This window comes from Flavobacterium sp. B114r (assembly GCF_056824125.1).
Map to the genome: position 1 here is coordinate 981,684 of NZ_CP124858.1, position 20,343 is coordinate 1,002,026.

21 protein-coding genes are annotated in these 20,343 nt (G+C 34.0%); 19 read left to right on the forward strand and 2 right to left on the reverse strand.

The features are described 5' to 3' along the window. Positions 1-104 precede the first annotated feature (104 nt). The 8 genes from QLQ94_RS04420 to QLQ94_RS04455 all read left to right on the forward strand — a co-directional run bounded on the left by QLQ94_RS04420 (position 105) and on the right by QLQ94_RS04455 (position 7,073). Complete coding sequence (locus QLQ94_RS04420; RefSeq protein ID WP_482499253.1) at positions 105-992, forward strand: DMT family transporter; 888 nt, start codon at positions 105-107, stop codon at positions 990-992. Between the two features lie 259 nt (positions 993-1,251). Next, positions 1,252-1,959 (forward strand): HAD family hydrolase, encoded by a 708-nt coding sequence (locus QLQ94_RS04425; protein WP_271333992.1) that lies wholly within the window; start codon positions 1,252-1,254, stop codon positions 1,957-1,959. Beyond that, on the forward strand, positions 1,959-2,588 hold the full coding sequence (locus tag QLQ94_RS04430) for a chloramphenicol acetyltransferase (protein WP_271333991.1): 630 nt from the start codon (positions 1,959-1,961) through the stop codon (positions 2,586-2,588). The genes QLQ94_RS04425 and QLQ94_RS04430 overlap by 1 nt, the downstream gene beginning before the upstream one ends. A gap of 101 nt (positions 2,589-2,689) precedes the next feature. Next, complete coding sequence (locus QLQ94_RS04435) at positions 2,690-3,823, forward strand: OmpA family protein (protein ID WP_427401189.1); 1,134 nt, start codon at positions 2,690-2,692, stop codon at positions 3,821-3,823. Positions 3,824-3,958: 135 nt separating this feature from the next. Then, positions 3,959-5,413: a hypothetical protein gene (locus QLQ94_RS04440; protein WP_271333989.1), complete on the forward strand. Its 1,455-nt coding sequence runs from the start codon at positions 3,959-3,961 to the stop codon at positions 5,411-5,413. Between the two features lie 93 nt (positions 5,414-5,506). After that, complete coding sequence (locus QLQ94_RS04445; RefSeq protein ID WP_271333988.1) at positions 5,507-6,025, forward strand: ferritin; 519 nt, start codon at positions 5,507-5,509, stop codon at positions 6,023-6,025. Between the two features lie 82 nt (positions 6,026-6,107). Further along, positions 6,108-6,293, forward strand: a complete 186-nt coding sequence (locus tag QLQ94_RS04450; protein ID WP_271333987.1) for a hypothetical protein — start codon at positions 6,108-6,110, stop codon at positions 6,291-6,293. Positions 6,294-6,383: 90 nt separating this feature from the next. Then, positions 6,384-7,073, forward strand: coding sequence for a DUF2461 domain-containing protein (locus QLQ94_RS04455; RefSeq protein ID WP_482499254.1), 690 nt, complete (start codon positions 6,384-6,386; stop codon positions 7,071-7,073). Positions 7,074-7,171: 98 nt separating this feature from the next. Here the strand turns inward: QLQ94_RS04455 and QLQ94_RS04460 are convergent, their stop codons facing one another. Beyond that, positions 7,172-7,504 (reverse strand): single-stranded DNA-binding protein, encoded by a 333-nt coding sequence (locus QLQ94_RS04460; protein ID WP_271333985.1) that lies wholly within the window; start codon positions 7,502-7,504, stop codon positions 7,172-7,174. A gap of 177 nt (positions 7,505-7,681) precedes the next feature. Here QLQ94_RS04460 and QLQ94_RS04465 point away from each other — a divergent pair, with 177 nt between their 5' ends. From QLQ94_RS04465 to QLQ94_RS04480, 4 genes are read left to right on the forward strand one after another with little or no spacing between them, the layout of a single operon-like run. Further along, positions 7,682-9,211, forward strand: a complete 1,530-nt coding sequence (locus QLQ94_RS04465; protein ID WP_271333984.1) for a bifunctional GNAT family N-acetyltransferase/carbon-nitrogen hydrolase family protein — start codon at positions 7,682-7,684, stop codon at positions 9,209-9,211. Then, positions 9,208-9,555, forward strand: a complete 348-nt coding sequence (locus QLQ94_RS04470; RefSeq protein WP_072957263.1) for a hypothetical protein — start codon at positions 9,208-9,210, stop codon at positions 9,553-9,555. The genes QLQ94_RS04465 and QLQ94_RS04470 overlap by 4 nt, the downstream gene beginning before the upstream one ends. A 12-nt stretch (positions 9,556-9,567) precedes the next feature. Further along, positions 9,568-11,961: a M28 family peptidase gene (locus tag QLQ94_RS04475; RefSeq protein WP_482499255.1), complete on the forward strand. Its 2,394-nt coding sequence runs from the start codon at positions 9,568-9,570 to the stop codon at positions 11,959-11,961. A gap of 38 nt (positions 11,962-11,999) precedes the next feature. Continuing rightward, entirely contained in the window at positions 12,000-12,866 is an 867-nt protein-coding gene (locus QLQ94_RS04480) for a tetratricopeptide repeat protein (protein ID WP_271333981.1), read from the forward strand. 57 nt (positions 12,867-12,923) lie between these two features. Here QLQ94_RS04480 and QLQ94_RS04485 read toward each other — a convergent pair whose 3' ends face one another. Next, the gene (locus tag QLQ94_RS04485) at positions 12,924-13,319 is read right to left on the reverse strand and encodes a rhodanese-like domain-containing protein (protein WP_271333980.1); all 396 of its coding nucleotides are present in this window, start codon (positions 13,317-13,319) and stop codon (positions 12,924-12,926) included. 146 nt (positions 13,320-13,465) lie between these two features. On the opposite strand from QLQ94_RS04485, the gene QLQ94_RS04490 reads away from it, so the two are divergent. The 7 genes from QLQ94_RS04490 to QLQ94_RS04520 all read left to right on the forward strand — a co-directional run bounded on the left by QLQ94_RS04490 (position 13,466) and on the right by QLQ94_RS04520 (position 20,174). Then, a complete protein-coding gene (locus tag QLQ94_RS04490; RefSeq protein WP_271333979.1) occupies positions 13,466-14,368 on the forward strand; it encodes a LysR family transcriptional regulator in 903 nt (300 codons plus the stop codon). Next, positions 14,353-14,802, forward strand: coding sequence for a GNAT family N-acetyltransferase (locus QLQ94_RS04495; RefSeq protein ID WP_271333978.1), 450 nt, complete (start codon positions 14,353-14,355; stop codon positions 14,800-14,802). Before QLQ94_RS04490 ends, QLQ94_RS04495 begins: the two co-directional genes overlap by 16 nt. A gap of 112 nt (positions 14,803-14,914) precedes the next feature. Further along, positions 14,915-15,739 carry an SDR family oxidoreductase gene (locus QLQ94_RS04500; protein WP_271333977.1) on the forward strand — a complete coding sequence of 275 codons (825 nt, stop codon included), beginning with the start codon at positions 14,915-14,917 and terminating at the stop codon, positions 15,737-15,739. Positions 15,740-15,958: 219 nt separating this feature from the next. Beyond that, positions 15,959-16,435 (forward strand): methylated-DNA--[protein]-cysteine S-methyltransferase, encoded by a 477-nt coding sequence (locus QLQ94_RS04505; protein WP_271333976.1) that lies wholly within the window; start codon positions 15,959-15,961, stop codon positions 16,433-16,435. Positions 16,436-16,563: 128 nt separating this feature from the next. Continuing rightward, positions 16,564-17,277: a 3'-5' exonuclease gene (locus tag QLQ94_RS04510; RefSeq protein WP_271333975.1), complete on the forward strand. Its 714-nt coding sequence runs from the start codon at positions 16,564-16,566 to the stop codon at positions 17,275-17,277. 64 nt (positions 17,278-17,341) lie between these two features. Continuing rightward, a complete protein-coding gene (locus QLQ94_RS04515; protein WP_271333974.1) occupies positions 17,342-18,415 on the forward strand; it encodes a winged helix DNA-binding domain-containing protein in 1,074 nt (357 codons plus the stop codon). Between the two features lie 319 nt (positions 18,416-18,734). Then, positions 18,735-20,174 carry a nucleoside recognition domain-containing protein gene (locus tag QLQ94_RS04520; RefSeq protein WP_271333973.1) on the forward strand — a complete coding sequence of 480 codons (1,440 nt, stop codon included), beginning with the start codon at positions 18,735-18,737 and terminating at the stop codon, positions 20,172-20,174. Positions 20,175-20,343 lie beyond the last annotated feature (169 nt).

Sequence of the window (20,343 nt, forward strand, 5' to 3'; positions counted from 1 at the left end):
TATATTCTATAAATTGCGTGAACTTTGCTTCACGCAATTTTGTTTTAAAAAAGAATTTAAAAAACACTTACAAGAGTAATTCGGTAAGTTAGAAACGCATTACAATGAAAATTACCAAACCAAGATTAGCCTTAATCGGAGGAATACTATGTATTTCGATTTTCCCGATATTGGTTAAACTTAAATTAGCACCGGGATTAATCTCGGCTTTTTACCGCATGGCTTTTGCCATTCTATTATTATTGCCGTACGTACTTTTAAGCAAAAACTTTAAACTTCCACCATTAAAATTCACATTACTTGCAGCACTTTGCGGGGTTTTATTCGCCTCTGATGTTGCTGTCTGGAATATTGCCATTCAGGATTCAAGCGCAACTCAGGCTTCGCTACTAACAAATTTATCACCGCTTTGGGTTGGTATTGGTTCTTTTTTCTTTTTGAAAGTAAGACCTACAACTAATTTCTGGATAGGAACTGTAGTTTCCTTATTCGGCATGATTACTTTAGTTGGCTTTAGTTTTTTTCTGGAATTGAATTTTAATCAGGCATTCTTATTTGCCGTTTTATCCGGAATTTTATATTCTATTTATCTTTTAGTGAGTAAAAATGTTCTTTCGCAAGTCGATGTTTTATCGTTTATGACGATTAGTTTATTGGCTTCAACTGTATATTTAGGAATTATTTGTTATGCATTAAACGAACCTTTTACAGGATTTTCTAATGCTGGCTGGTTTCTGTTTGTGTTACAAGCCGTTATTTGCCAATTGTGCGCCTGGCTTTCTATTAGTTATGCCACACAACATATGCGCGCAACAAGAGTTTCTTTAAGTTTATTGAGCCAGGCAGTAATTACAGCCGTATTAGCTTGGTTATTTTTAGAAGAACAAATAACTTTACAAATGGTTTTTGGCGGAATCATTTTGCTATTCGGAATCAGGATTACTTTTTACGATAAGACAATTTCTATTAAGAGGCTGTTTGCAAAGAATTAGGATTGAGAAATGGCACGCGGATGATACGGGTTTAAACGGATTTACGCGGATTTAATTTTAAATAGTTTGTGAATTTGTGGCGAAAAAATAGTTTCACGCAGATTTTGCAGATTTAAACAAATTAACGCAGATTCTTTTATTTAATCTTTTTTAATCATCTAATCTGTGGCAAAAAAAATTAGCGCTAACTCGTGGCTAAAAAACCTGAAACAAAGAAAACCTGAAACCTGAAACAAAACAACCTTGAAACAAAAACACCATGTTACATAGAAACAAAATACCAAACTTAAAAGTAATTGCATTCGATGCTGATGATACTTTGTTTGTAAACGAACCTTACTTTCAGGAAACAGAACATAAATTTTGCGCTTTGATGGAAGATTATCTTTCACATCAGGGTATTTCGCAAGAATTATTTAAGATCGAAATTCAGAATTTACCTTTATACGGTTACGGAATCAAAGGATATATTCTGTCGATGATTGAAGCTGCGATGAATATTTCGAATAATACAATCCCTATTGAAGCGATCGCAAAAATCATTCAATACGGAAAAGAATTACTCGAAAAACCTATCGAACTTCTGGACGGAGTCGAAGATACCTTGAAATCTCTACACGGAAAATACAAATTGGTTGTTGCTACAAAAGGCGATCTAAAAGACCAACACAGCAAATTACATCGTTCCGGTTTGGGTCATTATTTTCATCATATAGAAGTAATGTCAGACAAACAAGAAGTTGATTATGAAAAATTACTGGGTCGTTTAGACATTAAGGCCAATGAATTTTTGATGATTGGAAATTCATTGAAATCTGATGTTTTACCGGTTCTCGGAATTGGAGGTTACGCCGTTCATATTCCGTTTCATACCACTTGGGAACACGAAAAAATTAGTCACAAAGTCGAACACGAGCATTTTAGTTCCTTCGAAAAAATTACTGAAATACTTCAGAACTTATCATAATGAAAACACTTTTAGATTTAGAAAACTGGAACAGAAAAGAACATTTCTTATTTTTCAAACAATTAGAAGAACCTTTTTTTGGTGCAACCGTAGAAATTGATTGTACAAAAGCCTACCAAACTGCAAAAAGCATCAAGGCTTCTTTCTTCATATATTACTTGCACAAAACATTGGTTGCAGTAAATTCTATTGAGAATTTCAAGTATAGAATCGCTGATGACAAAATTTATATCAACGATCGTGTTGACGCATCGGCAACAATTGGGCGCGAAGACGGTACTTTTGGGTTTTCATTAATCGAATATAATCCTGATTTTAAAATATTTGAACAAAATGCTTTAGCAGAGATTAAGCGTATTCAAAGTACAACCGGACTTTTTACAAGATCATTTGACGATGATAACGTAGTTCATTTTTCGGCGATTCCGTGGTTAAATTTTACTTCGCTTTCGCATGCCAGAAGCTACACGTTTCCAGACAGTTGCCCTAAAATTTCTTTTGGAAAAATGATCACTTCCGAAACCGGAAAAAGAACAATTGCAATGTCTGTTCATGTTCATCATGGATTAATGGATGGTTTGCATATGGGACAATTTGTCGATTATTTTCAGGAGTTAATGAATGTTTAGAAAGCACATTTAACCCTATTCTGTTATATTTATGACTTTTATTGGGTCATAATTCTTACAATAAATTGTTAGTTTGGGAAAAATTAAAAACTAAAATAACAATGAAAAAAATTGTAATGACTTTGGCGTTTGCTTTGACCGTAGCTTATGCAAATGCGCAAACAGAAAAAAGTTCGACAGCCTACAATAAATGGTCGGTAGAACTAGGTGGAGGTGTAAACAAACCTCAACGTCCAATGAGCTCAAATTATTTTACAAGCACACCAAGTCTATGGGTTGGTGATCTTGGAGTTAGATATATGTTTAATAACAAATTTGGTTTAAAAGCTGATTTTGGATACAACAGTTTTACAGGAAAAAACAATTCTATAGATTTTGACTCAAAATATTACAGAGCCGATTTGCAAGCTGTTGCTAACTTAGGCAGAATCATGAACTTTGAATCCTGGACTAAAACATTTGGTTTATTAGGTCACGCAGGTTTTGGTCTGGCACAGTTAGAGAACAAAGATTTACATGTTAAAGACAGAATGGGTAACTTCATCGCAGGTGTTACAGGTCAGGTTAGATTGTCTGACAGATTTGCTTTAACCGGTGATTTTACTACGATCCTGAATGCGTCGCAAGATGCTACTTTTGACGGAGCAACTACTGCAGATTCAAGAGGTTTTACAGGAATTTTATTTAACGGAACAGTTGGATTGCAGGTTTATTTAGGAAAAAATGCAAAACATGCTGACTGGACCTTAATCTCAGAATCTCAAGATCTTACTGAATTACAAAATAAATTAAACGAACTTGAAACTTTAGTAGCAAATAAACCTACTGAAGTAATTGTAGAAAAAATAGTAGCAGCTGTTCCTGTAGTAGCAGTACCTCAAAAAGATGTTGTAAAAGAAATGATTAACGATCAATATTACAGTGTTTATTTTGACTTTAATAAATCGACTCCAATCGAAAATTCTACTGCTGCCATAGATGTTGTTTTAACGTACTTAAGAAAAAACCCTTCGGCATCTCTTGACATTATTGGTCATGCTGATCAGGTTGGTAAGGCAGAATATAACAACAAATTATCAAACACCAGAGCTAAGAATGTTAAAACCATTTTAGAAAAAGCAGGTATCGAATCTTCAAGATTAAATACTGTTGCTGCCGGATCAGATAATTCTATCGACAAAGATCCAGCTGAAGCAAGAAGATTAGCAAGAAGAGTTACTTTTAATGTAAGATAATTCCACTTCAAAAAAGTAAGGGCCCAAAAAGAAATTCTTTTTGGGCTTTTTTTATTTTCCCCAATTCCAGTTGCCAGTTTACTTTAATCCATTAAATTTAATTAAATTTGGAATAATATTTGTGCAACGAAACTCATGAAAAAACTTCTTCTTTTTTTTCTTTTAGCCTCTCCATCAGTATTGTTAAGTCAAACAATCTTAAATTCTTTTCCGTTAGATCTAAAAAGAATTGACGAAAACAGTCAGATCTTAAGTGCCGAAGATGTAAAAAATCACGATGTCTATGTTTTTGCATCCGATTCTAAAAACATCAACATTCTAAAATACAGCAAATCTTTTTTCCTGAAAAATCAATTTACTGATTCTATAAAAGACGCAGAAGACAGATCTTTACTGGGCAGCAGCATAAGCGATGACGGAAATCCAACACTTTACTGGAGCTCCAGAAAATCACAAAACATAAAAATTATAAAATATTATCTGGACAATAATACTTCCCGGGCCCTAAATTTTAATATTCCTGAAAACAATGAATATATAATTACCACGTTTCAAAAAAACAATAATTTCTACATTCTCGGAAAGGAAAAAAACAGCCAACATCTTCTTCTTTATGAATTAAAAAATGGAAAATGTGAGATAAAAATGTTTGATTTTTCAGCTTTTCGTTTTCAAAATGAAAGAGGACAGAACCTCACTTTCAGTTCATTGATTCGATATTTTCCAATTCAAAAAATGGAGTCAGATGATTTCAATCCATTAGACAAAGCTGTTTCTATAAATAAACTTTACGTTCTGGAAGATCGAATTATTTTGACTTTTGATTATAACCAAAAAACGACACAAGTTTTCGATCTAAATATGGGAACTGCTGATATTACAGAGAAAAATTTCAATCAGCCGGATTCTAAAATTTTATCTAAAAGCTCAAATTCATTTTATAGCGAAAACAAACTCTTTCAAATCACAGCCAACAAACAGGAACTTTTGTTTGCTATAAAAGATTTTGATTCTGAAAAAACGATTAAAAGCATTTCGGTTTCAAAAAAAGATACTATTCGTTTCAAAAATTCGCCTTTATTCGCTCAGACAAACGATAATAAACCCCGCGAGATAAAAACAACCAATAAATTCCTGAGTCAATTATCGGATCTCAGTGTTGGGATTTCCGTTTTTAAAAACAATAAAAACAGCTATATAACATTTGGCGGATATCTGGAATATATCGTTTCTGATTTTAATTATGGACAAAACAATTCGTTTGAAAATTTTGAAAGACAAGTACAATATCGTCAAAGCAAAATGGTGTATTTTGATTCGATGTTAAACGCTGACTTAGATTTTGTACCCACCGAGAAATCTGCACCTTTAGCGATCGACAACATCTTTTATTACCTGAGTATGAATAAAAATGCCGCACTTAAGAATATAATTAAATTGAAAGATTATTATATTTTAAGCTATTATGACACAGCCTTAAAACAATATACTATTCGCAAGTTTACAGATGGTTTTATTAGGGAAGACAGCGGAAACCCGATTAGTAATAAAGCTATTTTTTCGAATTCTTTGCCTATTAAAAAACCTTAAATTTATTGAGAATTAATCCAAATGTCCTGTGATTTTAGATTTCAAAAAAGAGGAATGGATAATTTTTTCTAACTTTACAAAAAAGTCATTATTATGTTATCAAAAAATATTGAGTCAGCTTTAAATAAGCAAATTCGCATAGAGGCCGAATCTTCGCAAACCTACCTTTCTATGGCTTGTTGGGCTGAAGTACACGGATTAGAAGGAATCGCACAATTTATGTACACACAATCAGACGAAGAGCGCGCTCATATGCTTAAGTTAGTTAAGTATGTAAACGAACGCGGAGGTCACGCGCAGATTACAGATCTAAAAGCACCTAAAACATCTTATTCTACTTTTAAAGAAATGTTTGAAGCTCTTTATAACCATGAGATTTTTGTTTCAGAATCTATCAATGAGTTGGTACACATTACTTTCTTAGAAAAAGATTACGCAACTCATAATTTCTTACAATGGTACGTTGCAGAACAAATTGAGGAAGAAGCAACAGCAAAATCTATTCTTGATAAAATCAACTTAATTGGAGATGACAAAGGTGGATTATATTTGTTCGACCGTGATATTCAGCAATTAACGGTTACAAGTTCTATTGCAATTAACCCTAAATAAAAAATAGTTAAAGTTTATTTAGAATACTTAAAAATAACTATTTTCTTTTATATTTGCTTCTGTTTTTAAATACGGAGGAAAATTGAGCAAGAAAGAAAAAGATAAGGACAAGAAAAAGGATAAAAAGAAAAAGAAAAACGCAGCTATCCTTGACAAGATTAAAAAGTTGGAAAACTGCAAATCATCTTGCTGTGAGAAATACAAAAAAAGTGAAAAGAAACGCTGCTCACGTTGTCCTATGTTTGATTTATTCAAAAAAACTGCTTAACTACATATACACAAAACCCACCAACAAATTTGGTGGGTTTTTAGTTTAAATTAATCGCCTTCTGATTTTAAAAAGATTCTAAATTTAATTATGGAAAACATTATCATACCCAAATCCAGTCTTGATTTTTTGATTCAACTTAAAGAGAACAATAATAAACCTTGGTTTGATGCCAATAAGCCTGCTTATTTAATAGAATTAAATCATATTGAAACTTTTGCAGGTGCTTTGCTTCATGAACTTTCAAAAACTGATGTTTTAGAAACTTCTTCGGGCAAAAAAAGTGTGTATAGAATTTATCGTGACATTCGTTTTTCTAAAGACAAAACTCCCTTTAAAACCTTTTGGGGCGGCAGTTTTACAAGAGCAACAAGTCAAAGGCGCGGCGGTTATTATTTTCATCTGGAAAAAGGAAACAGTTTTTTTGCCGGTGGTTTTTGGGGACCAAATGCCGGAGATCTAAAACGTGTAAGAAGTGAATTTGCCCATGATTCTGAACCGATGAAAAAAATATTGAGTTCAAAATCTTTTGTCAAAACTTTTGGAACTTTACAAGGCGAACAGCTTAAAACAGCACCAAAAGGATTTGATATCACCCATGAAGCTATTGACTTACTTAGATACAAACAGTTTTTGATCATTAAACGTTTTACTGATGACGAAGTACTAAGTCCGCTTTTTCTGGAACAAGCCTTAGAAACCTGCAAAAACATGAGACCTTTTTTTGATTATATGAGCGAAGTACTCACTACTGATATTAACGGCGCATCTGTTTTATAAATACATTTCAACATAAAATTTAAACCCGACAGGTTTTAATCCAGAAGTCTCGGGATTAAAACCTGTCGGGTTTTTTGAATATCAAGTTTAACGTAACGCTATTTACTTAACAGAAGAATTTCATTGACAACAACTTCGGTAATATATTTCTTTTCACCGTTTTTATCGTCATAACTTCTGTGGGTCAGCTTACCCTCAATGGCAACTTCTTTGCCTTTTAGTACATATTTTTCGATAATTTCTGCCGTTTTTCCCCAGGCAGTTACACGATGCCACTCTGTTTGCTCAACCTTTTCGCCCTTGTCATTGGTATATTTGTCGTTTGTGGCAATAGTCAAATGCGCTAATTTTCTTCCGTTATCCAATGTTCTAATTTCTGGGTCGTTACCTACGTTACCAACTAATTGTACTCTGTTTTTCATTGCATTCATGGCGTATAATATTTAAATGTTCATATATAAAGAATTCGATTATCAAATTCAACATTGCAAAGATGAGATGTAATGCAAAACTTATTCGGTTATCAACTAATTACTTTCGGTTGTAATTATTTGTAAACGTTTGTAAATGGATTTTTTTTTCGTATTTTTAACACAAATCATACTACAATGCAAACAAAAATTAATAAAGTCGAGTTACGAAATCTAGAAATAGAAGATTATAAACAATTGAAAAATTCAATGATTGAGTCATATCCCGAAATGGCAAATTCATATTGGAAAGAGAAAGACATTGAAAAATTACTTTCTATATTTCCTGAAGGCCAATTGGTAATTTTAGTTGATGACAAAGTTGTAGGATCTGCTTTATCTCTTATTGTAGATGAAAAATTAGTCGATAAAAGACATAATTACAAACAAATTATTGGTGATTATACATTCTCAACACACAATCCTGACGGAGAAATATTATACGGAATCGATGTTTTTATTCACCCTAATTATCGAGGTTTACGTTTGGGCCGTCGTTTGTACGATGCCAGAAAAGAACTTTGCGAACAATTGAACTTAAAAGCTATTGTTTTCGCAGGAAGAATCCCTAATTATAACCAGCATTCTAAAAAGCTTACGCCAAAAAATTATATTGATAAAGTAAAACATAAAGAATTACATGATCCTGTACTTTCATTTCAGCTGAGTAATGATTTTCACGTTTTAAGGATTATCAAAAACTATCTGGAAGGCGATGAAGAATCTAAGGAATTTGCTGTTCTCTTAGAATGGAATAATGTTTATTATGATGAAAGTCCAAAACTTATTAATCTCGAAAAAAGCGTTATTCGTTTGGGATTGGTTCAATGGCAAATGCGTCAACTAAATAATCTGGAAGAGTTTTTTGAGCAGGCAGAATTTTTTATCGATGTCGTTTCAGGTTATGGAAGTGATTTTGCTTTGTTTCCTGAGCTTTTTATCGCGCCTTTAATGGCTGATTACAATCATTTATCCGAAGCTGAAGCCATTCGCGAACTTGCGAGATATTCTGACCCCATTAGAAAACGTTTCCAGGAATTCGCCATCTCTTACAACATCAATATTATTACCGGAAGCATGCCTCTTTTAGACAATGGTAATTTATATAATGTTGGTTTTTTATGCAAAAGAGACGGAACTTCAGAAATGTATACCAAAATTCACGTTACTCCAAACGAAGTGCAGCATTGGGGAATGAAAGGCGGATCTGAATTTAAGACGTTTGACACAGATTGCGGAAAAATTGGAATCTTAATTTGTTATGATGTCGAATTTCCTGAACTCTCGAGAATAATGTCTGACGAAGGAATGAATATTTTGTTTGTACCTTTTCTTACAGATACCCAAAACGCTTATACACGTGTCAAACACTGCTCGCAGGCGCGTGCAATCGAAAACGAATGTTATGTAGCCATAGCAGGTTGTGTTGGTAATTTACCAAAAGTGAACAATATGGATATTCAATATGCACAAGCATCTGTATTTACGCCGTCTGACTTTGCTTTTCCCAGTAATGGTATAAAAGCTGAGGCAACGCCAAATACAGAAATGACCCTGATTGTTGATGTTGATCTGAATCTCTTAAAACAGCTTCACGAACATGGAAGTGTTCGAATCTTAAAGGACAGGCGACATGACCTGTATGAAATCAAAAAGCTAGAACCATGAAAACATGCCTGGAATGCTCCGAAAAAATAGTAGGCAGAGAAGACAAAAAGTTTTGTTCAGACAGCTGTCGAAATGCCTACAATAACAAGATAAACAAGGACAGCACTAATTTCATGCGCAATGTAAACAACAAATTAAGAAAAAATTACCGTATTTTGTCTGAACTTAACATGGATGGAAAATCTAAAGCAACTCGGGAAAAAATGATAAACAAAGGCTTTGATTTCGACTTCTTTACCAATATCTTGCAGACCAAAACAGGAAATACCTACTATTTTCTGTATGATCAAGGATATCGCTCTTTGGACAATGATTATTTTATGCTTGTTAAAAAAGAAATATAGTACGTATTCATCATGAAAAAAAATCCCACCTCAATTCTGGCCATAGTCTGCATTCTAGCTATTCTTGGTATAATCTACGCCTCGATGATGCCTCAATGGATTTCGAAAGATGAAGAAGCACTTGCAGAATTCTCGACAGAGAGAGCACTAAATCAGGTCGAAATTATTGCGCAAAAACCTCACTATGTTGGCTCAACCAATCATGGACTTGTAGCCAATTATCTTAAACTGGAACTCAACCGAATTGGACTAGAGACTTCTATTCAGGAAGGATTTACCCTAAATGATAAGGGACTTTTAGTAAAATCTAAAAACATTCTGGCCCGTATAAAAGGGACCAATAATACAAAAGCACTATTACTATTATCACATTATGATAGTGCCCCACATTCGTTTTCTAAAGGCGCAAGCGATGACGCCTCAGGAGTAGCGACAATTCTGGAAGGAATTCGTGCTTTTTTATACGCCAAACAACCACACAAAAATGACATCATCATTCTTTTTTCTGATGCCGAAGAATTAGGATTAAATGGCGCAGCCCTTTTTGTCAACGAACATCCCTGGGCAAAAGACGTTGGTTTGGTCATTAACTTTGAAGCAAGAGGTTCATCAGGACCAAGTTATATGCTGATGGAAACCAACAAAGGAAATGAAGCTCTTGTAAAAGAATTTGCCAATGCAAAAACTAAATATCCGGTTTCGAATTCGTTGATGTACAGTATTTACAAAATGCTGCCAAACGATACTGATCTTACCGTTTTTAGAGAGCAGGGCAAGATTCAGGGATTCAATTTTGCGTTTATAGACGGACATTATAATTATCACACACAACAAGACGATGTTCAGCATTTAAGCAAAACGACATTGGCGCATCAGGGAACTTATTTGATGCCATTGTTAAAATATTTTTCGAATGTTGATTTAACAACAACAGATTCAACGGAAGACCATGTTTATTTCAGCATTCCGTTTTCATTCATTAGTTATCCTTTTTCATGGGTTATACCAATGACCATCGTGGCTTTAGGCTTATTAATTCTTTTTATTTTTATTGGAAAAGCGAAGCGTGTCATTACTTTTAGGGAAATTTTCAGAGGATTTGTTCCACTTTTGGGATCACTCGTTGTTTCAGGATTAGTTACCTTTTTAGGCTGGAAAATCCTGCTTCAGATCTATCCGCAATATTCAGATCTCCTTAACGGATTTACTTATAATGGTCATGCTTACATTGGTGCTTTTGTTGCACTAAGTATTGCAATTTCTTTTGCATTTTATCATCATTTTTCAGAAGCAAAGATCACAATGAACCACTTTGTAGCTCCATTGCTACTTTGGATTATCATTAACGCCTTTCTGGCAAATAGTTTAACCGGCGCCGGTTTCTTAATCATCCCGGTTTATTTTGGAGTAATCCTTTTCGGGATTTTTGTCATCACCCAACATTATAGCTTAGGCATAAACTTGTTATTCAGTATTCCTGCTTTAGCCATTATAGCACCATTTATTTTGATGTTCCCTATTGGACTGGGCTTAAAAATTCTCTTTGGAAGTGCGATTCTAACCGTTTTACTTTTTGGATTATTGCTTCCTATATTTGGAGATTTCTTTAAAAAAGGAATCTGGACAATGTTCTTTTTTGCGGTATCTATTGGATTTTTCATCTATGCAGGATATCACTCTGGTTATAAACACGGAGAAGCAAAATCAAACAGTTTATTATACGTTTATAATGCCAATACAAACTCAGCTGTCTGGACTACTTATGATGTAAACTTAGACGAATGGACTAAAAGTTACTTGGGAGAAAAAAATCAAAAAGCAGTTGGCTTAAATGCTCTTCCGTTAACGAGTAAATACAATTCCGGTTTTACATACAGCGCAATCGCACCGGTTGTTGAGCTTCAAAAACCAACGATTGCTTTCTTAAAAGACAGTACTGTAGGAAACAACAGGTATTTAAAAATTAAAATATCTCCAAACCGAAAGGTAAATCGTTATGATATTTATGCCAATCCTAAAATGACTTTCTTCAACTTTAAAGCTAATGGTGTTTCTACTTCAGATCAAAAAGGAAATCGTCTGGAGCGTGACGGATCAAAAATCCTATGTTATTATGTCGTAGCCAACGAACCCCTTATAATGGATTTCTACATCAATAAATCATCTATTTTTGATATGGATCTTATCGAAAGTTCTTTCGATTTAATGACAAATCCGTTACTAAAAATAAAACCAAGAAGCGACTGGATGATGCCAACTCCATTTGTTTTAAATGATGCCGTATTGATTCAACAAAAAATAAAAAAATATACAGCACCTGCAACTAGCCTGACACCTGCAACTGCAGTAAAAGACAGTACGGCTGTTGCAAAAGATAGTTTGAAACCAGTGGTCAGACCTGAGTAATCAACATTTCTGAATTAACCAAAGCTAACTAAACCAAAATGAAGAAAATTTTCCTGCTTTTTATTGCCACAAGTTTCCTGAATGCTAACAGTCAGACTTTAGAGGAAAAAATAGCAAAAAAAGCCTGCTCATGCTTACAGAAAAGCAAAGAGATAAACGAAGAAATTTACAGAAACTGTCTGACTAATTCAATGTCAGAAGTTGTTTTGAATGATAAAGATGCTAAAGTACGAGAAGGAATAAATACCGTAGAAGGAATCAAAAGCCTGCTGCAAAAATCTGATGCCACTATTGGTAAAACTTGCCCTGATTTAGTACCAAAAACCGCTGAAAGCAAATCTGATATTTATTATAGTGATTCCAAAAATAAAGAGGCACAAAACTCTTATCAGGTTGCAAAAGGCTTTATGCGCAACAAAAACTATAAATCAAGCATCGAAAATTTGCAAATCGCCTTGAAACAAGATCCTGATTTTGTTTTGGCACTCGACGACATTGCAGTTTGTTACAGGCAACTTGAGGATTATGATAATGCTATTAAATATTATAAAAAATCACTGGATATTTATCCTGAAGGCGAATATGCCTTAATGAACATTGGAGTGGCTTATACTTTAAAATCTGATTTTAAGAGCGCTATAGAGTATTATGAAAAACTAATACACTATCAGCCTGATAATGCCGAAGGATATTTTGGTGCAGGAAAAAGCTATTTTGCCATAAATGATGATGAAAAAGCGCTTACTGATATTTTCATTGCCCACAGAATTTATACTGCTGACAAATCAGACTATACAAAAGATACCGAAATGCTAATGGGAGTTATTTATCAAAAAATGGTAAAAGAAAATAAAGAAGCTATATTCAAGAAAATTGCAGCAGAAAACAATATTACAATCGAATAAATTCCAGTTTTAAAATATAAAGGGTAAACGTTCAATCGTAAAGTTTACCCTTTTTGTTTAACAGGCACATTCAATCTTCAGTCCAGATTTTACTCCATTTGTACCTTCTGTGGCATAACCATCGAACTTCCACCACTCGATTCCGCCAATTAATTCTTTTACTTTAAAGCCTAGTTTCGCCATATTCAATGCACCCTTTGTTGAGGCATTACAGCCAATTCCGTCGCAATATGTTACATACAAAACCTCTCTATCTAAATGTTTTGTACTTTCTAACGTCATTTCGCGATGCGGAATATTAATTGCTGATGGAATATGTTCTGCTTCAAAACCAAATGCTTTTCGGGCATCAACAGCAATTATTCTCTCTCCGTTATTCAAGGCGTCAAACAAATCAGACGAATCCATTTCAAAGGCAAGTTTGTTTTCATAATGTTTAATTTGTGCTTCCATTTCATTACCGCTTTATTGTTATGATTTTTTAAATGTAACTCAACTATATATCCCATAAAAACGAAAAGAATTGATCCACTTGATTACTTTTTTTCATAGAAAAGCCATCCTAAAATTTTGTTCCTTTGCATTCTAATTCCCAAAGAATGGAAATCCGTCATTTAAGATTAATAAAAGCAATTGTTGAAGAAGGAAGCATCACCAAAGCAATTGACAAATTGCATTTGACGCAATCTGCGTTGAGCCACCAACTCAAAGAAGCTGAATACCAATTGGGAACTCCTGTTTTCCTGCGAACAAACAAAAAACTGGTTTTGACCAAAGCAGGCGAAAAAATCTATGAACTGGCGAATGAAATTCTCCATAAACTTTCGCAAACAGAATCTCAAATCAAGCAAATGGTGTATGGAGAATACGGCGAAATTAGAATTAGTACGGAATGTTTTTCGAGTTATCATTGGCTTCCGCCGGTTTTAAAGCAATTTCATCTTTTATATCCCAATGTAGATTTAAAGATCGTAACCGAAGCGACCCATATTCCATTACAAAAATTACTTGAAAACGTTATTGATATTGCGATCATCAGCGATCAGATCAAAGACAAAAACATCAAATATATTGAACTCTTTCAGGACGAAGTTGTGATGGCAGTTTCTGAAAATCATGCGTGGGCAAATAAAAAATATGTCGTTGCCGAAGATTTTGTCAACGAACATCTATTAATTCATTCACTTCCGATGGAAACCGTTACCATTCATCAATTTATTTTGGCTCCAGCCAAAGTTACTCCCAGAAAAGTCACTCCTTTGCCATTGACCGAAGCTTCTCTGGAAATGGTTAAAGCAGATATGGGCGTAATGTCGATGGCAAAATGGGCCTTGTTACCACATTTGAAAAACAATCCGATAAAAGCCATCAAAATTGGCAAAAACGGCTTAAAGCGAAAACACTTTATTGCTATTCGGGAAAACCAGGAATATCCGGACTATTTTCATCATTTCATCACTTTTCTACAAAACGAAATCAACCTACAATGGAATATACAATAAGAAATTGCGAAATAACCGATTTACCAAAACTTATTATTTTATGTCAAAAACATGCTGAATATGAAAAAGCCGATTATTCGCCGGAAGGAAAAGAAAAAAGTTTGAAAGAAGCATTTTTCTCTTTACAGCCAAAACAATTTTGTTTAGTTGTTGCTGCTCATCAAGATATTGTAGGATATCTTACTTATAATTTCACCTATTCAACCTGGTATGCCGGAGATATAATTTATATGGATTGTTTGTTTTTAGAAGAAGAAACGAGAAATTATGGTATTGGTGAAGTTTTAATCGATAAATTAAAAGAAATCGGAAAAGAGAAAAATTGCAATAATATACAGTGGAGAACGCCTCAATTTAACGAAAGAGCCATAAAATTTTACAACAGAATTGGTGCAAAAGGAAAAGAGAAAATTTGTTTTTTCCTCGATTTATAAAAAGCAATTTAAAAAAATCTCGCAAAGGCAAAGAGTCGCACAGAAAAGTTTTTTAAGTTTAACTTTTCCCTTTGAACCTCTGTACCTCTGAACCTCTGAATCTTCAAAAAAAATGACACAAATAAGCATATTAGGCTGCGGTTGGCTGGGTTTACCCTTAGCTAAAAAATTAATAGAGAAAGGACATTCGATAAACGGATCTACAACTTCTGAAAGTAAACTTTCGATTTTAGAAAATGCCGGAACAAATCCTTTTTTGGTGGAGCTTGAAAGCGAAAGTGTTTCAGAAAACATCAATGATTTTTTAGCGAATAGTGAGATCTTGATTATTGATATTCCTCCAAAATTGCGAGGAAACAATACTGATACATCCAATTCTTCGCGAAAGATTTTCGTAGAAAAGATTCAGACTTTAATTCCGTTTATCGAAAAATCAACGGTAAAAAAAGTACTTTTTGTGAGTTCCACTTCTGTCTATGGAGATGAAAACGGAAATGTTACAGAAGAGACGATTCCGAATCCGCAAACTGAAAGCGGTAAACAATTACTTTTAACTGAAAGAATTTTACAAAAAAACCAAAACTTCGAAACTACTATTTTGCGATTTGGCGGATTAATTGGAGTAGATCGTCATCCCGTAAAATTTATGGCAGGGAAAGAAAACCTGGAAAACCCAGATGCTCCCGTAAACTTAATCCATCAAAATGATTGTATTTCAATCATCGAAGAAATCATCAACCAATCAAAATGGAATGAAGTTTTTAATGCTGTTGCTCCTTTTCATCCCACAAGAGAGGAATATTATACTCAAAAAGCAAAAAAACAAAATCTGGTTTTGCCAACATTCAGTATTGAAAAATCAAACATCAAAAAGGTTATTTCAAGCAAAAAAGTTGAAGATAGTTTAGGTTATCTGTTTAAGTTAGAAAATTATTAAAAGCTTTTGTATGTCTGGCTGAGTAATCCCAAAGCTTCAGGGAGAAAAGTCCATCCCGTTTTCATTAGTCTTCGACTCCGCTCAGGGTGACAATCGTTTCTTCGAGAAACATCCAAACTTAAATTTACTTATATAACTTAGATGGTTTAAAAAAAACTTTGCGAACTTTGCGTATCCCGATAGCTATCGGGATTGCCCTTCCCGGTTAAATCAAAATTTATGGAAACAGCTTACATCAATTCACCTTTAGGAATCACCAAAATTGTAGGAGATGAAGATGGTGTTGCTATAATTTCCGTTTCAGATGTTGATACAAACGAAGTTTCTATAGAAATTCCGGAGGTTTTAAAAAAAGCCGTTTTGCAACTAGAGGAATATTTCAATAAAAAAAGAACTGATTTCGACTTCAAACTAAATCCCAGCGGTACTGAATTTCAGCAAAAAGTATGGAAATTACTATTAGAAATTCCCTACGGCAAAACCATTAGTTATATGGATCAGACTAAAAAACTGGGCGATATAAAAGCAATTCGAGCCGTTGCATCTGCCAATGGCAAAAATCCGTTATGGATTGTCGTTCCATGTCATAGGGTAATTGGCACAAATGGATCTTTAACGGGGTATGCAGGAGGATTATCTCGCAAGAAATGGCTTTTAGAACATGAAAATCCAAGCGCGCAACAGAGCTTATTTTAAAACACAAATTTCACAGATTTACACGAATTAAAATTATAGCTTTATATTTACAAAACAGAAAGTCCGTGTAATTGTTTTGCTCAAACTAATCTGTGCCAATTCGTGTGATCCGTGTTAAACTAAAAACTATGATTGAAAAAATAAACCTCAATAATATTCTATTTCTTGATATCGAAACCGTTCCGGAAGAAGAAGACTTTAATTCGCTTGATGTAGAAATGCAATCACTTTGGGACCATAAAACGCAATACCAAAGAAAAGACGAGTTTACGCCGGAAGAATTTTACGATCGTGCAGGGATTTGGGCTGAATTCGGGAAGATCGTCTGCATTTCTGTTGGATATTTTACCATCAAAGGAGATATTCGAAATTTTCGTGTGACTTCGTTCTTCGGAGATGAAAAAAAGATTCTAAAAGACTTTAATAATTTATTAAACAATCATTTTAATCATCCGCAACATCTTTTGTGCGGACATAACGCAAAAGAATTTGACATTCCGTTTATTGCCCGACGCATGATTATCAATCAGATCGCAATTCCGGATAAATTGAACTTATTTGGGAAAAAGCCTTGGGAGATTCCGCATTTAGACACTTTAGAATTATGGAAATTTGGTGATTACAAACACTTTACCTCTCTAAAATTATTGACCAAAATTCTTGGTGTTCCCTCTCCAAAAGGAGATATTGACGGAAGTCAGGTGGGACATGTTTTTTATGTCGAGAAAGATATTGACCGAATTGTAACGTATTGTGAGAAAGATACGATTGCAGTAGCTCAGGTTTTCCTGCGTTTGCGACGTGAAGATTTATTAATTGATGATGAAATTATTCATGTATAGTTTTTTGGAGGTACAAAGATAAATAGCCACAAAGGTTCAAAGTTTAAAATTAATGCTTTAGATAATGACGCATAAGGAAATTTCACATCACCGTCTTGCTGCGCAAAAGCTTCTTGAAACGAACCCAAGTTCTCCTGTTGAAATAGTTCGTCATCTTGGCGCGATGCAGGCTCAGGATTATGCAATGGCAAAATGGGCGATTGGTTCCAGATGTGAGGCTACTGAAGCAGCAATTGAAGACGCTATAAACTCTGCAAAAATTATCAGGACTCACATTCTTAGACCAACATGGCATTTTGTTTCGACAGAAGATATTTATTGGATGCTGGATCTCTCAGCTCCGCAAGTCAAACGATTTACAAATTCAGCTGCCAAAAAATATGGTTATGATCTCAACAAACTAGATCAGATTAACCTGGCTATCGAAAAAATGTTAGCAGGAAATAATCATCTGACCCGTGATGAAATCATGCAGCAACTTAATATAAAAAAGACGTCAAGCGAACATTTTTTGAGTGCCGCTATTATGATGAATGCTGAATTGGACGGTTTGGTTTGTAACGGAAAAATGAAAGGAAAGCAAATAACGTATGCCTTACTTGAAGAAAGAGTTACGAGACCTTCGATAAAATTAACCAAAGAAGAAGCACTTTCTAAATTAGCCAAACGTTACTTCGAAAGCCACGGCCCTGCTACACTTCTTGACTTTTCTTGGTGGTCTGGTTTTCCGCCAACTACCTGCAAAATGGCCATAAATGCAATTGAATTGCAATTGAATTCAGTCGAGATTGAAAATCAAGTTTACTGGTTTGGAAAAGATATTTCGTATGAAACCAACTTCCGCGAAAGCATCCATTTTCTTCCTGCTTTTGATGAAATTTTAATTTCATATAAAACCCGCGAAGCTTTAATTTTACTAGAACATCAGGCTAAAGCTTTTACCAATAACGGAATTTTTAAACCCATTATTCTCGAAAACGGAAAAGTAATTGGAACATGGAAAAGAACAATTAAAAAAGATCATGCAAAAATAGAAACGGAATTTTTTAATGTAACTGAAAAGGAAAAAAAGACTGCTCTTTTTGCAGGGATTCAATCTTTTGAAAACTATCTGGGAACAAAAATTGTTATTGAATAAATTTTTATTCTATAATTTCAAACTATTGCTCCTAAGGAGCTTTTAAAGCTAATATCAAAGATTTCAAGTATTACTCTTTAAATATACCGTTCTCCTGATCTTAAGTAAACTCCTTTAGGAGTGCTATATTTATAGAAACAGAATTGACAATTCGATTTCGAGCCCCATCGGGGCGAAATATTAATAACATGATTATTTACGATAAGATTTAAATTGATAGCTAAAAAAAATATACTCTCAATTGAATACTTCTGGTTTCACCAATAAAATCATTGTGCATTTTATTGCTAAATAATTACATTTACAAAAAAATAGCATTATGGTATTAAGTAGATTCTGGTTAGTCATTTTTATTTCTTCGATTGTTTTTATTGTTGTCAGTCTATTTACTGCCAATACTTATACTATTGATTCTGTAATAAATGGAAAAAAAGATGATCCTGTTTTAATCTCTGAAAAATACATTCATGAACTTCCTGCTTTTATCAAGGATAGTATTAAAAAGGCACCAAGTCAAACCATGATTATCAATCGTGACACACTTAATGCTGATACAACTTATGTTTATAAAAACAAAACGGTAAAAATTTTCAGCGGTCTTCAAAAATCTGATGGATTATTACCTACGTGTAAAAGTACTTTGGTCGATTTGATCTTACCACTTATTGCCTACCTGGCTTTTTTCTGTGGATTAATGGAACTTTTAATCATTTCTGGTGCATCAGGAAAATTAGCTAAAGTATTGAGTCCGGTATTTGTAAAAGTTTTTCCAAGTATTCCTAAAAATCATCCGTCTATATCCTACATGACCTTAAACTTTGCTGCTAATTTCCTGGGATTAGATTCGGCTGCAACTCCATTTGGACTGAAAGCCATGGAAAGTTTACAGGAAATAAATCCCGACAAAGACAAAGCGAGTGATGCACAAATTATGTTTATGTGTCTTCACGCTTCTGGCCTAACATTAATCGCGACTTCGATCATTGGATATCGCGCCGCTGCAAACGCCACTAATCCTGCTGATGTTATGCTTCCGTGTATCATTACCTCTTTCATTGGTACAATTGCAGCATTTTTGATTGTGGGAATTAAACAAAAAATCAATTTCAAAAGTGCTTCTCTTGTCATTGTATTAATGGGATTAATTGCCGCCATTGTTGGTTTACTGATGTATGTAAATCATTTGGATTTAATTGGAAAAAACTACTTTACCTCTAACCTTTCCGGGTTAATATTAATTGGTATTATTGGGTTTACATTGGTTTTCTCATTTAAACATGAAAAGAAATTTGCCGATGCCAATACTACTGTTTTTGAGACATTTGTAGTGGGTGCGAATAACGGAGTTAAAACCGGTGTTACTATTTTTCCTTACGTTTTAGGAATGTTAGTCGCTATTTCTCTATTTAGAAACAGCGGTTTATTCGAAATTATCAGTGATGCAATTGCGTTTGTTTTTTCGAATATGGGAGTGAGTAAGGAAATCACAAATGCTTTACCCGTTGCAATGCTTCGTCCTTTTAGTTCTGCAGGATCCCGTGGATTCCTGATTGATTCAATGAATACGTTTGGAGCAGATTCTTTAACAGCACGACTAAGCAGTATTTTTCAGTGTAGCGCCGAAAGCACTTTTTATGTAATTGCTGTTTATTTTGGTTCTGTAAATATCAAAAATACGCGATACGCATTAGGCACAATGCTTTTGGTAGATCTTATTTGTGTTATTACGGCGATTTTTGTGGCGACTTGGTTTTTTTAATATAAATCTATTCGTTACGTGAAACTGGACTAAAGTCCAGCCCTATAATATGGGGCGAGCCGATAGCTCTTTTTTGGAGTTTTGGAGGAACGTTTTATATTGTGGGATCTAATTTTAATCTGATTTAAAATATACAATACAAATATTTTTTGTAAGAATATTTTGTGTA

What these genes read in the sequence shown, in the direction of transcription:
- QLQ94_RS04505 (WP_271333976.1), top strand. Translation starts at nt 15,959, where the DNA reads ATGGAAACAGCTTACATCAATTCACCTTTAGGAATCACCAAAATTGTA.
- QLQ94_RS04445 (WP_271333988.1), top strand. Translation starts at nt 5,507, where the DNA reads ATGTTATCAAAAAATATTGAGTCAGCTTTAAATAAGCAAATTCGCATA.
- QLQ94_RS04440 (WP_271333989.1), top strand. Translation starts at nt 3,959, where the DNA reads ATGAAAAAACTTCTTCTTTTTTTTCTTTTAGCCTCTCCATCAGTATTG.
- QLQ94_RS04515 (WP_271333974.1), top strand. Translation starts at nt 17,342, where the DNA reads ATGACGCATAAGGAAATTTCACATCACCGTCTTGCTGCGCAAAAGCTT.
- QLQ94_RS04480 (WP_271333981.1), top strand. Translation starts at nt 12,000, where the DNA reads ATGAAGAAAATTTTCCTGCTTTTTATTGCCACAAGTTTCCTGAATGCT.
- QLQ94_RS04420 (WP_482499253.1), top strand. Translation starts at nt 105, where the DNA reads ATGAAAATTACCAAACCAAGATTAGCCTTAATCGGAGGAATACTATGT.
- QLQ94_RS04510 (WP_271333975.1), top strand. Translation starts at nt 16,564, where the DNA reads ATGATTGAAAAAATAAACCTCAATAATATTCTATTTCTTGATATCGAA.
- QLQ94_RS04495 (WP_271333978.1), top strand. Translation starts at nt 14,353, where the DNA reads ATGGAATATACAATAAGAAATTGCGAAATAACCGATTTACCAAAACTT.
- QLQ94_RS04470 (WP_072957263.1), top strand. Translation starts at nt 9,208, where the DNA reads ATGAAAACATGCCTGGAATGCTCCGAAAAAATAGTAGGCAGAGAAGAC.
- QLQ94_RS04465 (WP_271333984.1), top strand. Translation starts at nt 7,682, where the DNA reads ATGCAAACAAAAATTAATAAAGTCGAGTTACGAAATCTAGAAATAGAA.
- QLQ94_RS04430 (WP_271333991.1), top strand. Translation starts at nt 1,959, where the DNA reads ATGAAAACACTTTTAGATTTAGAAAACTGGAACAGAAAAGAACATTTC.
- QLQ94_RS04425 (WP_271333992.1), top strand. Translation starts at nt 1,252, where the DNA reads ATGTTACATAGAAACAAAATACCAAACTTAAAAGTAATTGCATTCGAT.
- QLQ94_RS04485 (WP_271333980.1), bottom strand. Translation starts at nt 13,319, where the DNA reads ATGGAAGCACAAATTAAACATTATGAAAACAAACTTGCCTTTGAAATG.
- QLQ94_RS04490 (WP_271333979.1), top strand. Translation starts at nt 13,466, where the DNA reads ATGGAAATCCGTCATTTAAGATTAATAAAAGCAATTGTTGAAGAAGGA.
- QLQ94_RS04460 (WP_271333985.1), bottom strand. Translation starts at nt 7,504, where the DNA reads ATGAATGCAATGAAAAACAGAGTACAATTAGTTGGTAACGTAGGTAAC.
- QLQ94_RS04435 (WP_427401189.1), top strand. Translation starts at nt 2,690, where the DNA reads ATGAAAAAAATTGTAATGACTTTGGCGTTTGCTTTGACCGTAGCTTAT.
- QLQ94_RS04520 (WP_271333973.1), top strand. Translation starts at nt 18,735, where the DNA reads ATGGTATTAAGTAGATTCTGGTTAGTCATTTTTATTTCTTCGATTGTT.
- QLQ94_RS04500 (WP_271333977.1), top strand. Translation starts at nt 14,915, where the DNA reads ATGACACAAATAAGCATATTAGGCTGCGGTTGGCTGGGTTTACCCTTA.
- QLQ94_RS04455 (WP_482499254.1), top strand. Translation starts at nt 6,384, where the DNA reads ATGGAAAACATTATCATACCCAAATCCAGTCTTGATTTTTTGATTCAA.
- QLQ94_RS04475 (WP_482499255.1), top strand. Translation starts at nt 9,568, where the DNA reads ATGAAAAAAAATCCCACCTCAATTCTGGCCATAGTCTGCATTCTAGCT.